Origin of the sequence: Nocardia suismassiliense (assembly GCF_900269665.1) — a bacterium.
GTDB lineage: Bacteria > Actinomycetota > Actinomycetes > Mycobacteriales > Mycobacteriaceae > Nocardia > Nocardia suismassiliense.
This window is the reverse complement of the sequence record NZ_LT985361.1, coordinates 7,008,638-7,022,327: the sequence shown is the minus strand read 5'-3', so window position 1 is coordinate 7,022,327 and position 13,690 is coordinate 7,008,638. Positions and strand designations below refer to the sequence as shown.

Genomic DNA, 13,690 nt, shown 5'->3' with positions numbered 1-13,690 from the left:
GTTTCATGCCAGGCGTGCAACGGACCGCCGAGCCGACATGCGAGATTGCGAATACTTCGACCGCTATCCGCGCGCCAGTGGACGCGCCGATTCGCGCAAAGATTGGCAGCCCGCCCCGGACCGGCCGCACCGACCGGCGCCCACCGGCGAACCGCGTGGCGCGCACTAAGATCCTGGTGTGGCGCAGTTGCTGATCATCCATCACACGCCGTCCCCGCACATGCAGGCGATGTTCGAGGCGGTGGTGTCCGGCGCGACCGATCCGGAGATCGAAGGCGTGACCGTCGTGCGCCGCGCGGCACTGTCCGTCACCGCGTCGGATGTACTGGCAGCCAATGGTTTTCTGCTCGGCACCCCGGCGAATCTGGGCTACATGTCCGGTGCGCTGAAGCATGCGTTCGACACGTTCTACTACCCCTGCCTCGACTCCACCCGCGGCCGGCCGTTCGGCTGCTATCTGCACGGAAACGAGGGCACCGAAGGCGCTGAACGCGGCATCGAACGCGTTACCACCGGCCTCGGCTGGGAGCAGGCGGCCGCACCGGTTATCGTGTCCGGCGCGCCGACCAAGGACGACATCCAACGATGTTGGGAGCTGGGCGCGACCATTGCCGCACACGTGATGGGTACCTGACAGTTTTTGTCCCCGAAATAGCTGGCAGTGACAATCTCTGCCGAGGTCGAATGTGGAACGGCCCCGATTTCTGGTGTCTGACCATTCGGTGCTTCGGCCCGGCATACTGGCAGAACGTTGTTGCGGTGGGGATGTGACGAGTTTGCTCGGGAATGGAGATTTCAGGTGACGTTGGCCGAAGGGGGCAATAACGCACCGCGCCGGATCGGAGTGGTCGAAGACCACGAATCAGTAGCGATCGGACTGGCCGCAATGCTCGCGCCCGAACCCGATCTCGACCTGGTGCTGACCGCAGGCACGGTGCCGGAATTATTGGCCGCCGCTCAGGACCTACCGCAACTGGACCTGGTCGTCCTCGATCTGCGCTTGGCCGATGGGTCGACACCCGAGGACAACGTGCGCGCACTGCGCGACCGTGGCATCGAGGTGCTGATCTTCACCGGCGCGGACAACGCGTTCCTCGTGCGCTCCGCCGCGCGGGCCGGTGTGCTCGGTGTGGTGCGCAAGTCCGAGGACGTGCAGACCGTGGTCGCGGCCGTGCGCCGCGCGGCGTCCGGCGAGCAGGTGGTGACCACCGACTGGGCCGCAGCCATCGACGGCGACCCGCAGTTGTCCGACGTGGGCCTGAGCCCGCGTCAGGAAGAGGTACTCACGCTCTACGCGTCCGGCGAGAAAGCCTCCCGGGTCGCGCGTTTGACCGGCCTGTCCGAACAGACGGTCAACGACTACCTCGGCCGCATCCGTCAGAAGTACGCCGACGCGGGACGTCCGGCGCCGACCAAGACCGACCTGTACAAGCGGGCAGTGGAGGACGGCTGGCTGCCGGTGCCCGAGCGGCATCCACGCGCATGAGCGCCGGCGAGGCACAATCGTGATCGCGTCCAGCATGCTGGACACCTCGAATGCTCCTGTGACACTCGACCGCATCGCGCCGAGTCGTTGGCGCAGGGGAGCGGCTCCGGTGCCGAAACGGAGTGCGTACGAGGGTGCGTCCGAGCGAATTCTGCGCCGCTTCGGGTTGGCGATCGGCATCGCCGGGGTGATCGTCGCGGTGGTGGAACTGCCGGAGATCGCGGACCAGAGCCGGTTCATCGCGGGCGGCTGGACGATCTTGATGGTGGTGCTGGCCTTCGGGTTGTTCCCGGTGCTCGGCGCGGTGTCGATCGCGTCGAGCAGGCAACTCATCCAGCTGGTTTCCGGTGCGGCGGCGGTGAGCTTCCTCGCGGCGATGATCGTGATCCCGTTCGCGTATCCCGATCCGGCGCCGGCCACCGCCTCGGTATGGCTGTATCGCGTGCTCGCACTCGGGGTGCTCGCGGCCGTGCTGGCCTGGCGGCCGCTGTTCGCGGTCGCCTACCTGGTGATCGGTGCGGCGCTGTCGGCGTTCGCCAAGTCGCTCGTGGTGCCGGACGCGACGCCGGTGGTGACCTGGGCCGGCGACTTCGTTCGGGCGGCGGGCTTGTGCGCGCTGTTCCTGTGGTGCGCCATCTACGCCAAGGCCGCCGCGGACCGGGTGGACCGGGAGTCGGCGATCGAGAGCAGGCGCGCGGCGGCCGTGGCGGGTGCCGCGGCCCGCGATCGCGAACGGGCGCGTTTCGCCGCGCTGATCCACGATGCGGTGCTGTCCACGCTGCTGGACGCGTCCCGGGCGGGCACCGACTCGCCGGTGCTGCGCAGGCAAGCCGAACGAACGCTCGAACAGCTCGATGAATGCCGGGTCGGCGAGGTGGAGCCGAATCGGCTCGACGCGCAGTCGGCCACCGGCTTCCTGCGTTCGGCCGTGCACGAGGTGAATCCCGGGATCCGTTTCACCGCGCGGCGGTGGTCCGGTTTCGACGACCTCCGGCTGCCGGTGGACGCCGCGGGCACCATCGCCGCCGCGCTCACCGAGGCGGTGCGCAACAGTTTGCGGCACGCCACCGTGCCGGGCCGCGAGGTGCAGCGCACCGTCACGGTGACGATCAGCGCGGGCGGTATCCGGGTCGTATTCCGGGACGACGGTGCGGGTTTCGATTTGAGTCAGGTGCCCGCCGATCGTCTCGGCATCTCGGTGAGCATTCTCGGGCGGATGCGTCAGCTGGCCGGCGGCGCGGGCTTCGTGGAGTCGCAGCCGGGCGAGGGCACCACGGTGACATTGGTGTGGGGTAGCGATGGCTGATACGGATACCGAATTCGGGCTGCGCGATCTACTCGGCCTGCGGGATCCGGCAGCCGGGCTGTTCCTGCTCATCCTGCAGGCGACGATCGTGCTGTACATGGTGCGCAACTTCGGCGATACGCCGCTGCTGGCCGCGGTGGCCGCGCTGGTGTTGCTGGCTGCGGCCGGGGTGCTGGTGCTGGTGGTCCCGATCGATCCGCTGCCGCTGCCCGCAACGATTTTCGTGGCCGCCTCCGGGCCGGTGGCGACCGCGCTCACCTCGTTCGATGTCGAGAACGGGTGGTCGGAGCAGGTGTGGACGGCGTTCGCGTCGTCCTATGTGCTCGCCGTGCTCGTGCTGCGCGGGCGGTTGGGCGCGGCGTGGCTCGGCGTCGGCGGTGTCGCGGCGGTGATCGCGACCGTCGGCGTGGTGAACGGGTTGCGCGGTGGCGTGGTGGCCGGCTCGATCGTGCCGATCTCCACGGTGGCCGGTGTCTCGCTCTTCGCGGTGATCATGCGTCCTACCCAGCGGTCGTTGCGGTTGCTGCGCGAGGAGTCGACGATGCGCGCCGCCGCCGAGGCCACCATGGCCGCGGAGAACGGCGAACGCGACCGTCAGCTGGCCCGCCTCGACAAGGTGGCCAGGCCCATCCTGGAGCGCATCGCCGACGGTGTCGAGCTCACCGCCACCGAGCGCGAACAGTGCAGGCTGCTGGAGGCCGAGCTACGCGACGGACTACGCGCACCCCAACTCGTCACCGACGAGCTCAGCAGCGCCGCCCGTGGCGCCCGCTCGCGCGGCGTGGAGGTGGTCCTGCTCGACGACGGCGGCTTCGCCGGCGTCCCCCGCTGGGTCCGCCAACAGGTGATCGAAGCCGCGACAAAGGAATTGGACGCCGCCAACGCAGGCTCGGTCACCGTGCGAGTCCTGCCCATGGGCCGCCGCATCCTCGCCACCGTGCTCGCCAACGCCCCCCATCAGGACCGCCGCACCGAGATAGACGCCGCAGGCAGCATCAAGGTCTCCACCTAGGTCCGAACGGGACATGGTGGCGGCGAATGTCGAGTGATCGCTGCACCATGTCCCGTCGGCGGAAGATTGTCGGACCCGCGTGGCATTGTTCGCATCATGCGGAAGATTAGTACGGGGGTGGCGCGGCGGGTGGCGCTGGCGGCGCAGGGGTTTGCGGCGCGGAAACCGGTGCGGGCTACCCGGCGGTCGGTGCTGGGCGTTGTCGAGAAAACGCAACTGTTGCAGTTGGATTCGGTGTCGGCGGTGGTGCGCGCGCATTACGCACCGGTGTTCAGCCGGATCGGGGCCTACGATCGGGCGCTGCTCGACGAGGCGGCGTGGAGCCACAATGCGCGGCGGCCGCGCCGGCTGGTCGAGTACTGGGCGCACGAGGCCGCGCTGATTCCAGTGGAAGACTGGCCGCTGATGGGGTGGCGGATGGCGCAGTTCGAGCACGGCCGGTGGTCGGGGATGCGCAAGGTCGTGGAGCGCAATCCCACACTGGGCAAAGACATTCTGGACGTGATCACCGAGGTCGGGGCCTGCACCGCCGGTGAGGTCGAGCGCCATCTCGAGCTGGACAAGCCGCGCGCTAAAGGTTCCTGGTGGAACCTCAGCGACACCAAGATGATCTGCGAACAACTCTTCGCCGCCGGTGCCCTGTCGGTGGACAAGCGCGTCAGCTTCGCCAGGCACTACGACCTCACTGAACGCGTGATCCCACCGGATATCTTGGCGCGCAAGGTTTCCGAGGAAGACGCGATGCGCGAACTGGTGCGCCGCGCGGCCACCGCACACGGCATCGGCACCGAAACCGATCTGCGCGACTACTACCGACTGAACCGCAAGCAAACCGAACCGGCCATCGCCGACCTGGTCGACGCGGGCGAACTGCTCCCGGTCGAGGTCGAAGGCTGGGACAAGCCGGCTTACCTGCGTGCGGGCACCCCCATCCCGCGCCGCGTGGAAGGTGCGGCCCTGCTGTGCCCGTTCGACCCACTGATCTTCTTCCGCGCCCGCACCGAACGCCTCTTCGACTTCCACTACCGCATCGAGATCTACACCCCGGAACCCAAACGGGTGCACGGCTATTACGTCTTCCCGTTCCTGCTGAACGGCGAACTGGTCGGCCGGGTCGACCTGCGCGCCGAACGCGCGGCAGGCCGCCTCTCCGTCCCGGGCGCCTTCGCCGAACCCGGCCACGACACCCCCGCCACCGCGCACGCCCTCACCGAAGCGCTCCGGGATATGGCCGACTGGCTGGAACTCGACAAGGTAGTGATCGGCTCACGCGGCAACCTCGCCCCACTCCTCTAGGCCTGCGCCGAAGTCCCCTCCGGGGAGCCGACTTCGACACAGGACCTAGCCGATCCGGTGCGCCTCTGCGTCAGATGTCCCGTTTAGGCCCATAGCCACGCATCTGATCACGCAAAGCTCCCGAAACAGCGCTGGACAGCCACGAGTTCAGCGACTGCCCGCTCTGCGCGGCGGCCTCCTCGGCCTTGGATTTCATCTGTTCCACCAGGCGCAGCGTGACCCGGCTGATGTCGCCGGTCATCTCCTCGAAGGTGGGGTGGTCGTCGGTGGACGGTTTCTTGCGCAGGTCGACCTTGGCCTCGGTGCCGTCGAAGGAGAGCTGCACGGTGCGATCGCCCAGTTCAGCGCTGAGTTCGGCGGCCAGGTCGGACAGCGCGGCAAGTAGCACCAGCCGGGCCGAACTCTCCGTCGCCGCGGCCAACGCCGCCGCGGTGGCCTGGGTCTTCTCGTCGCCGAGGGCGGCGGCCGCGATCAGGTCCTCGCGCAGGCGGGCGGTGTACTTGTTCAGATCCATGACATCAGCATGACGCCATATTTGATGTCACGCAAGGACGGGAATGACATCATCGCCACGCGGTAGGCCTCGACCCGGACAACCGGCCGGTCCGTTCGGTGGCGACGGTGTCGAGGGCGTTCCCTCGACCGGGTAGCCTTTCTGACCATGACGAACGGTGAATCGGCGCCAAGCGCGCGCTGCGCGCGTGCGGCTCGGAGGCGGCAGCATGTCTAACCACGGAGGCCCCGCCGATCAGGCCCAGCTGCGTGCGTCCGGCACCGTAGGCGTCGCGATGGTGACCCCCTTCGGTACCGACGGCAAGCTCAACGTCGATGCCGGAGTAGCGCTTGCGGCCCGTCTGGTCGACCGCGGCGTCGATCTGCTCGCCATCTCCGGCACCACCGGCGAGTCACCGACCACCACCGAGCAGGAAAAGGCAGACCTGCTGCGCGCCGTCGTCGATGCCGTCGGCGACCGCGCCACCGTGATCGCGGGCGCGGGCACCTACGACACCGCCCACTCCATCGAATTGGCCCGCAACGCCCAGCGCGCGGGTGCGCACGGCCTGCTGGTGGTGACGCCGTACTACTCGCGTCCCTCGCAGGAGGGCCTGCTCGCGCACTTCACCGCGGTCGCCGACGCCACCGACCTGCCGGTCACCCTCTACGACATTCCGCCGCGCTCGGTGGTGCCGATCGCCACCGAGACCATTCGCCGGCTCGCCGAGCACCCGCGCATCGTCGCGGTGAAGGACGCCAAGGGCGATATCAATGCCGGCGCCGACCTGATCGCGAACACCGATCTGGCCTTCTACTCCGGCGACGACACCCTGAACCTGCCCTGGCTGTCGGTCGGCGCGGCCGGATTCATCAGCGTCATCGGCCATCTCGTGCCCGAGCGTCTGCGCGAACTGCACACCGCCTACAACGCGGGCGAGGTGGCGCGCGCCCGCGAGATCAACGCGAGCCTCGTCCCGCTGAACGCCGCGATGTTCCGGCTGGGCGGTGTCGCGATGAGCAAGGGCGGCCTGCGCTTGCTCGGCGTCGAAGCGGGCGAGCCGCGGTTGCCGCAGTTGATGCCTAATCCTGAACAACTCGAGTTCCTCGCTGCCGATCTACGGGCAGCCGGGGTGCTCGAATGAGAGAGCGGAGCAAGCGAATCACCACACAGCGGAGCGAACGAATCACCAGCGCGTGCGCCTCACGCATGACGGCAACGAACGTCATCGAGGTGCCCATGAGCAAGCGCGGCGACCGAATCTTCGGCACCGCGACCCTGGTCCGGCCGGAACCTAGCCGCAGCGAGGTGCAGGCATGACAGAACCAGTGGCCCGTCGGCCCCGCCGTACCGCGACCCGCACCGCGGGTCCGCCGCCGCCTGCTCCGATCGAGCAGCCCGCGCGCACCGAAAAGCCTTCGGCACAGCCCGAAGCCGCGGCCCCACCCGCCGCCGCAGCACCGTCCAGCGCTGGTGCGCAGCCCGAGACCGCTGCCCAGCCGGACGTCGCGGTGCAGTCGGAGGTCGTCGTCGTGCAGACCGAAGTGACCGCGCAATCCGACCGGGCCGCGCAGACCTCGCAGCCGAGGAAGTCGAACGCGGCGAAGAAGTCCGCACCGGCGAAGAAGTCACCCGCCCGCGCCGAAGCGCCGCAGAACAACCAGCAGGCCCGGAAATCCGGTCGTGGCCGCCAGCAGTCCGGCCGGGGTCGCGCCGAACAGTCCGCGCCGCAACCGGATCCGCGCGCCGCCGCCCTGGCCCACGATCGCCTGGGCGCCCCGCCGAAGCTCGCCAAGAACGGCCTGCGCGTCTTCGCCCTCGGCGGCATCGGCGAAATCGGCCGCAACATGACCGTTTTCGAGTACGGCGGCAAACTGCTCATCGTCGACTGCGGCGTGCTGTTCCCCGAGGACCAGCAGCCCGGCGTCGACCTGATCCTGCCCGACTTCCGGCCGATCGAGCACCGGATCAACGACGTCGTCGCCGTGGTGCTCACGCACGGCCACGAGGATCACATCGGCGCGGTGCCGTTCCTGCTGCGGCTGCGCTCGGACATCCCGGTCGTCGGCTCCAAGTTCACCCTCGCGCTGGTCGCGGCGAAGTGCCGCGAGCACCGCCAGCAGCCGAAGCTGATCGAGGTCATCGAGGGCCAGCACACCAATCACGGCCCGTTCGACTGCGAGTACTTCGCCGTCAACCACTCGATCCCGGACGCGCTCGCCGTCGCCATCCGCACGCCGGCCGGCGTCGTGCTGCACACCGGCGACATCAAGCTCGACCAGCTGCCGCTGGACGGCCGCCTCACCGACCTGGCCGGTTTCTCCCGGCTCGGCGACGAAGGTGTCGACCTGTTCCTGGTGGACTCCACCAATGCCGAGGTTCCCGGCTTCGTCACGCCGGAACGCGAGATCGGTGGCGTGCTCGACACGGTGATCGGCAAGGCGCGCAACCGCGTGATCGTCGCCTCCTTCGCCAGCCATGTGCATCGCATCCAGCAGGTGGTCGATGTCGCGCAGAAGTACGGCAGGCGGATCTGCTTCGTCGGTCGTTCGATGGTGCGCAACATGCAGATCGCGCAGGACCTCGGCTATCTGACGGTGCCGGAGAGCGTGGTCGTCGACCTCGACCAGGCCGCGACGCTGCCCGGCGACCGGCTGGTGCTGATCTCGACCGGTTCGCAGGGCGAGCCGCTCTCGGCGCTGTCCAGGATGGCCCGCGGCGATCACCGCCAGATCAACATCCGCGAGGACGATCTGGTGGTGCTGGCCTCCTCGCTCATCCCCGGCAACGAGAACTCGGTGTTCGCGGTGGTGAACGGCCTGGCCAGGCTCGGCGCCACGGTGATCACCCAGCAGAATGCCAAGGTGCACGTCTCCGGGCACGCGTCCGCGGGTGAGCTGCTGTACCTGTACAACGCGGTGCGACCCACCAATGCGATGCCGGTGCACGGCGAATGGCGGCACCTGCGCGCCAACGCCGCGCTCGCCATCGCGACCGGGGTGCCCGAGGACCGGGTCATGCTCGCCGAGGACGGCGTCGTGGTGGACCTGGTCGACGGGATCGCCTCGATCGTCGGGCGGGTGCCGGTCGGGCATGTGTACGTCGACGGCCTCTCGGTCGGCGACGTCGGCGAGTCGACGCTGTCGGACCGCCTGGTGCTCGGCGAGGGCGGGTTCATCTCGATCACCGTCGCGATCGACGAGACCACCGGCAAGGCGGTGAGCGCGCCGGAGGTCAGTGGGCGCGGGTTCTCCGACGATCCCGGGGCGCTCACCGACGCGGCCGAACTGGTCGAGGCGGAACTGCTGCGGCTGGCCACTGAGGGTGTCACCGACATCCATCGGATCGCGCAGAGTGTGCGGCGCGTCGTGGGCCGCTGGGTCGCCGACACCTACCGTCGTCGCCCGATGATCGTGCCGACTGTGATCGGCGTCTGATCCTGAGATAACGAAAGCGCCGGATGCCTTGGCATCCGGCGCTTTTCGGCTGTGCGCGTCAGGCGGGCTAGCTCACTCCTGGCAGGCCGCGGATTCGATCTTCGCGCTCTTGACGATGTTGCACGCGAAGGTGTGGTCGACCTTCCACTCGCCGCCCTCGGAGACGAAGGAGACGAACGCGTCATCGACCGGGGTGCCGTTGATGGTGACCTTGGCGTCGGCCTTCAGTTTGCCGTCGGCCGGCTCGCCGACCTTGGTGATCTCGACCTGGACGCCCTGCTTCTTGGCGGCGTCGACGAGGTTGGCGACCAGGTACGGATCCTGCTCAGCGGCCTGGATCCAGCTGATCTTCTCCTGGTTCGGCACGTTGGGATCGAACGCCTTGGTCAGGCGGTCGTTCAGCTGCTGCGTGGACGGCTTGGCCAGCACCGGCGAGGACGGAGTGGTCGGCGCGGAGCCGGTCTCCTTCTCGCCCTTGTCGCTGCCGCCCTGCAGTTCACCGGCTTCCTTGGCGGCATCGGCGGTGGTGCTCGGCGTGGCGGATTCCTTGTCGCCGGACGCGCAGGCGGTGAGGGTGGCAGCGGCGGCGGTCAGCACGATGGCCACGGCGGTCCGGAAGGTGCGGTGTTTCACGATGTTTCCCCTGAATCGATGCGCGGACGTCAGCCGTGGTTGGATGTGCAGTTCCAGTGCACGATGTAGGCGTCGGAGTTGTTGAGAGACAACGCTTTACTCTGCGCACGACCACGGGAGGCGGCGTAGGCCCAGCTGTAATTGCCGGTGCGGTTGGAGTAGGACACTGCCCCACAGCCATTGGCGAACCAGACCACCGTCTCGCAGTCGCTCGCCCCGCAGCTGCGGACGGCCCGCGCCTGCGCGGACGACGAATCCGGGTAGTCGTAGGAGTAGCCGATCAGCCCGGTGGATGTCGACAGCGCGATCGCGCCGTAGTTGTACGCCTTGGCTTGAGCGGTAGGCGCGCTGATAGCCAGCGCACAACTAGCGGCGGCCACAACGGCCGCACCAGTAACAAACTTCTTCACAGGGAATTTGCCCTTCTTGTTCATGAGGTCCACGACCCGATGGACCGAGTGACAAGGTACATAGCGAACACTCATTGCGCTACCCAAGAATTCGGGGCCTCGTTTCTGGGGGATGCTGAAACCCCGTGCGGATCAGGGTGTGCCGAGGTCGCTGTCCGCGCCTCAGTGGGTATGTTCAGGGTGTGAGCATCGCGCAGCGGGAACGTCAGCAGCTCGTCGAGACGATGACGGCCGCCGGGCCGGGGGCGCCGACCCTCTGCGGCACCTGGACGGTGCGAGACCTGGCCGCGCACTTGGTGGTTCGCGAGCGCCGGTTCGACGCCTCGCCGGGCATCATGCTGAAGCCACTGGCCGGGTATCTCGAAGGAGTGCAGGCGAAGGTGGCGAGCCAGCCGTTCCCCGAGCTGCTCGAGCAGGTCCGCACCGGGCCGCCGTGGTGGTCGCCGCTGCGCCCGGTCGACGCGCTCGTGAATTTGACCGAGATGTTCATCCATCACGAAGACGTGCGCCGCGGCGCGCCCGGCTGGGCGCCGCGCGAGCTCTCGCAAGCCGACGAGGACAAGTATTGGTCCCTGGTCAGCCGGATGGCGCGGCGGTCCTACCGCAAATCGCCGGTGACGGTGGTGCTGGCGACGCCGGACGGCAAACGCGCGGTTGTTCGTTCGCGGCCGGGCGGCGAGGTGACGTTGAAAGGTAAGCCGTCGGAGCTGCTGCTGCACTCGTTCGGCCGCGACGAGGTCCTCGTCGAGAGCACCGGCGAACCCGAGGATGTTCGCAGGGTATTGGGGCTGGACCGTTCCGTCTGACCCGCGCCCGGCATGCACGATCGGCTCTGCGACACGCGGAAGCGGCTCTGAGCGGGGGATTGATCACGCCGCCCGGGATCGGCGGCGACCTGGGCATCCGCACAGTTCGGCACTCGTGAGACCTGCGATACCAGTGTTGCGGATGGTCTGGAAGGGGCGTTTGCGGCTAGCCTAGGTCCATGGCAGGTAAGTCCCGCAGCACCACGACGAATACTCGGGCGCGGGCGGGATCGGCGCGGGGGCGGACCACGGCGGCTCGTTCCCGTTCGGCAACACCCCGCACCACCGCGACCCCACGCACCCGCCGCCCACCCGCGCGCAGGCCGGTGCAGCGGCGGTCGAACACCGCGCCGCTCGCGGTCGTGAGCCGCGGCATCAGCAGCGGCTGGAACATGCTGGCGCGCGGCCTCGGCGCCACCACCCGAACCCTGAGCAAGGCCGGCGAGATCGAACACGGCCACCGCCGCGACGGCATCGCGCTGGCGTTGATCGCGTTGAGCGCGGTGATCGCGGCCGCGGTCTGGCTGTCGGCGGGCGGTCCGGTGGGGCATTGGATCGGCGAAGCCATCCGTGCGGTGGCCGGATCCGCCTCGGCCGGGCTGCCGTTCGTGGCCACCGGAATCGCGGTCATCCTCATGCGCACCGAGGCGCACCCGGAGATCCGGCCGCGGCTGGTGCTCGGCGGTCTGCTGGTCGGTCTGCCGTTCCTCGGACTGTGGCACGTGATCGCCGGTGCGCCGACCGACCCGCACGGGCGTTCGCGCGCAGCGGGTTTCGTCGGTTTCGTGGTGGGCGGTCCGCTCACCGACGGGCTCACCGCCTGGCTGTCGGTGCCGATCCTGTTGCTGGCCATCGTCTTCGGCGTGCTGCTGCTGACCGGCACCACGGTGCGCGAGGTCCCCGCCAGGCTGCGCGAGTACTTCGGTACGGGCAGCGGTGGCGACGAATACGGTGCGTACGAAGGCGAATACGGCGAGTACGACCCGGCGAAGTACGACGCCGACGGGTTCCCGCTGCACTCGGCCAAGCCGAAGCGCAAGGGCCGCACCCCGGTGGAGAACTACCCCCCTGACGAATTCGGCGATCCCGACGCGGTGACCGAGGTGATCGGCGAGCCGCCGCTGCGCGATGCCAAGCCGATCGCCGCCGAAGAGCCGGTGGCCAAGCCGAAGCCGAAGAAGCAGCGCCCGATCAAGGTCGAAGACCAGACGCCGCCGCCCCCGAAGCAGCTCGAGTTCGTCGCCGATCGCGAGGTGGAGGGCGACTACATCCTGCCGCCGATGTCGCTGCTGACCGACGGCGATCCGCCCAAGAAGCGCAGTGCCGCCAACGAATCGATGATCGAGGCGATCACCGAGGTGCTGGTGCAGTTCAAGATCGACGCCGCCGTCACCGGTTTCGTGCGCGGCCCGACGGTCACCCGCTACGAGGTGGAACTCGGCCCTGGCGTGAAGGTCGAGAAGATCACCGCGCTGGCCCGCAATATCGCCTATGCCGTTGCCACGGAGAATGTTCGGCTGCTCGCCCCGATCCCCGGCAAGTCGGCGGTCGGCATCGAGGTGCCCAACTCCGACCGCGAGCTGGTCCGGCTCGCCGATGTACTGAAGGCGCCCTCGACCCGAAACGACCACCATCCGTTGGTGATCGGGCTCGGCAAGAACATCGAGGGCGACTACCTGGCGGCAAACCTGGCCAAGATGCCCCACCTGCTGGTCGCCGGCTCCACCGGTTCGGGTAAGTCGAGTTTCGTGAACTCGATGCTGGTCTCGCTGCTGCACCGGGCGACGCCGGACGAGGTCCGGATGATCCTGATCGACCCCAAGATGGTGGAACTCACGCCCTACGAGGGCATTCCGCACCTGATCACGCCCATCATCACCCAGCCGAAGAAGGCGGCCGCCGCGCTGTCCTGGCTGGTGGAGGAGATGGAGCAGCGCTATCAGGACATGCAGGCCAACAAGGTTCGCCACATCGACGACTTCAACAAGAAGGTGAAGTCCGGGGCGATCACCGCGCCGCTCGGCAGCGAACGGGTGTACCGGCCTTACCCGTACATCCTCGCGATCGTCGACGAGCTGGCCGATCTGATGATGACCGCGCCGCGCGACGTCGAGGACGCGATCGTGCGGACCCCCCAAAAGGCCCGCGCCGCAGGCATTCCCCTGGTGCTCGCCACCCAGCGGCCGTCCGTCGACGTGGTCACCGGTCTGATCAAGACCAACGTGCCGTCCCGGTTGGCCTTCGCCACCTCGTCGCTGACCGACTCGCGAGTCATCCTGGCCCAGCCCGGCGCGGAGAAGCTGATCGGCATGGGCGACGGCCTGTTCCTGCCGATGGGCGCGAACAAACCCACCCGCCTACAGGGCGCGTTCATCAGCGACGAAGAGATCCACGCCGTCGTCGACTTCGCCAAGAACCAGGCGGAGCCCGAATACCAAGAGGGCGTCACGGCCGCCAAGGCAGGCGAGAAAAAAGACGTCGACCCCGACATCGGCGACGACCTCGACGTCTTCATCCAAGCCGTGGAACTGGTCGTCACCTCACAGTTCGGCTCCACCTCGATGCTCCAGCGCAAACTCCGCGTCGGCTTCGCCAAGGCCGGTCGCCTGATGGACCTGATGGAAACCCGCGGTGTCGTAGGCCCCAGCGAGGGGTCCAAGGCCCGCGATGTTCTCATCAAGCCCGATGAGCTGGAGGGTCTGCTGTGGACGATCCGCGGTGGTGAGGGCGAACCCGCACCGGAAGAGTCCGACTGACCGTTCAGCACCACATTGCCGGTCGGTCGTGCCGCGCGAGTCGATCAGCGCTGCT

The 13,690-nt window shown here is 68.3% G+C and carries 12 protein-coding genes; 9 read left to right on the top strand and 3 right to left on the bottom strand.

The features are described from left to right. Positions 1 to 178 precede the first annotated feature (178 nt). The 5 genes from DBO33_RS31270 (at position 179) to DBO33_RS31250 (ending at position 5,100) form a co-directional block, all read left to right on the top strand. A complete protein-coding gene (locus DBO33_RS31270; RefSeq protein WP_194834844.1) occupies positions 179 to 634 on the top strand; it encodes a flavodoxin family protein in 456 nt (151 codons plus the stop codon). 165 nt (positions 635 to 799) lie between these two features. Beyond that, positions 800 to 1,486 carry a response regulator transcription factor gene (locus tag DBO33_RS31265; RefSeq protein ID WP_107658256.1) on the top strand — a complete coding sequence of 229 codons (687 nt, stop codon included), beginning with the start codon at positions 800 to 802 and terminating at the stop codon, positions 1,484 to 1,486. Between the two features lie 109 nt (positions 1,487 to 1,595). Beyond that, positions 1,596 to 2,792: a sensor histidine kinase gene (locus DBO33_RS31260; RefSeq protein ID WP_234391136.1), complete on the top strand. Its 1,197-nt coding sequence runs from the start codon at positions 1,596 to 1,598 to the stop codon at positions 2,790 to 2,792. Then, entirely contained in the window at positions 2,785 to 3,804 is a 1,020-nt protein-coding gene (locus tag DBO33_RS31255) for a hypothetical protein (protein ID WP_107658254.1), read from the top strand. The genes DBO33_RS31260 and DBO33_RS31255 overlap by 8 nt, the downstream gene beginning before the upstream one ends. 96 nt (positions 3,805 to 3,900) lie before the next feature. Next, entirely contained in the window at positions 3,901 to 5,100 is a 1,200-nt protein-coding gene (locus tag DBO33_RS31250; protein ID WP_107658253.1) for a winged helix-turn-helix domain-containing protein, read from the top strand. A 70-nt stretch (positions 5,101 to 5,170) separates the two neighbouring features. On the opposite strand, the gene DBO33_RS31245 is transcribed toward DBO33_RS31250, so the two are convergent. Beyond that, a complete protein-coding gene (locus tag DBO33_RS31245; RefSeq protein ID WP_107658252.1) occupies positions 5,171 to 5,614 on the bottom strand; it encodes a hypothetical protein in 444 nt (147 codons plus the stop codon). Positions 5,615 to 5,822: 208 nt separating this feature from the next. Here DBO33_RS31245 and dapA point away from each other — a divergent pair, with 208 nt between their 5' ends. After that, entirely contained in the window at positions 5,823 to 6,737 is a 915-nt protein-coding gene (gene dapA / locus DBO33_RS31240) for a 4-hydroxy-tetrahydrodipicolinate synthase (RefSeq protein WP_107660745.1), read from the top strand. Between the two features lie 172 nt (positions 6,738 to 6,909). Then, positions 6,910 to 9,030 (top strand): ribonuclease J, encoded by a 2,121-nt coding sequence (locus DBO33_RS31235; protein ID WP_107658251.1) that lies wholly within the window; start codon positions 6,910 to 6,912, stop codon positions 9,028 to 9,030. 72 nt (positions 9,031 to 9,102) lie between these two features. On the opposite strand, the gene DBO33_RS31230 is transcribed toward DBO33_RS31235, so the two are convergent. Beyond that, positions 9,103 to 9,663, bottom strand: a complete 561-nt coding sequence (locus DBO33_RS31230; protein ID WP_107658250.1) for a hypothetical protein — start codon at positions 9,661 to 9,663, stop codon at positions 9,103 to 9,105. A 29-nt stretch (positions 9,664 to 9,692) separates the two neighbouring features. Further along, on the bottom strand, positions 9,693 to 10,097 hold the full coding sequence (locus DBO33_RS31225; protein WP_159080625.1) for a DUF4189 domain-containing protein: 405 nt from the start codon (positions 10,095 to 10,097) through the stop codon (positions 9,693 to 9,695). 158 nt (positions 10,098 to 10,255) lie between these two features. On the opposite strand from DBO33_RS31225, the gene DBO33_RS31220 reads away from it, so the two are divergent. Continuing rightward, a complete protein-coding gene (locus DBO33_RS31220) occupies positions 10,256 to 10,879 on the top strand; it encodes a TIGR03085 family metal-binding protein (protein ID WP_107658248.1) in 624 nt (207 codons plus the stop codon). Between the two features lie 179 nt (positions 10,880 to 11,058). After that, positions 11,059 to 13,635 carry a DNA translocase FtsK gene (locus DBO33_RS31215; RefSeq protein ID WP_107658247.1) on the top strand — a complete coding sequence of 859 codons (2,577 nt, stop codon included), beginning with the start codon at positions 11,059 to 11,061 and terminating at the stop codon, positions 13,633 to 13,635. The last annotated feature ends 55 nt before the right edge of the window (positions 13,636 to 13,690 follow it).

Excerpts from the sequence above, each read along its gene's own strand:
- DBO33_RS31255 (WP_107658254.1), top strand. The coding sequence starts at position 2,785 with ATGGCTGATACGGATACCGAATTCGGGCTGCGCGATCTACTCGGCCTG.
- DBO33_RS31250 (WP_107658253.1), top strand. The coding sequence starts at position 3,901 with ATGCGGAAGATTAGTACGGGGGTGGCGCGGCGGGTGGCGCTGGCGGCG.
- DBO33_RS31245 (WP_107658252.1), bottom strand. The coding sequence starts at position 5,614 with ATGGATCTGAACAAGTACACCGCCCGCCTGCGCGAGGACCTGATCGCG.
- dapA (WP_107660745.1), top strand. The coding sequence starts at position 5,823 with ATGTCTAACCACGGAGGCCCCGCCGATCAGGCCCAGCTGCGTGCGTCC.
- DBO33_RS31235 (WP_107658251.1), top strand. The coding sequence starts at position 6,910 with ATGACAGAACCAGTGGCCCGTCGGCCCCGCCGTACCGCGACCCGCACC.
- DBO33_RS31225 (WP_159080625.1), bottom strand. The coding sequence starts at position 10,097 with ATGAACAAGAAGGGCAAATTCCCTGTGAAGAAGTTTGTTACTGGTGCG.
- DBO33_RS31215 (WP_107658247.1), top strand. The coding sequence starts at position 11,059 with ATGGCAGGTAAGTCCCGCAGCACCACGACGAATACTCGGGCGCGGGCG.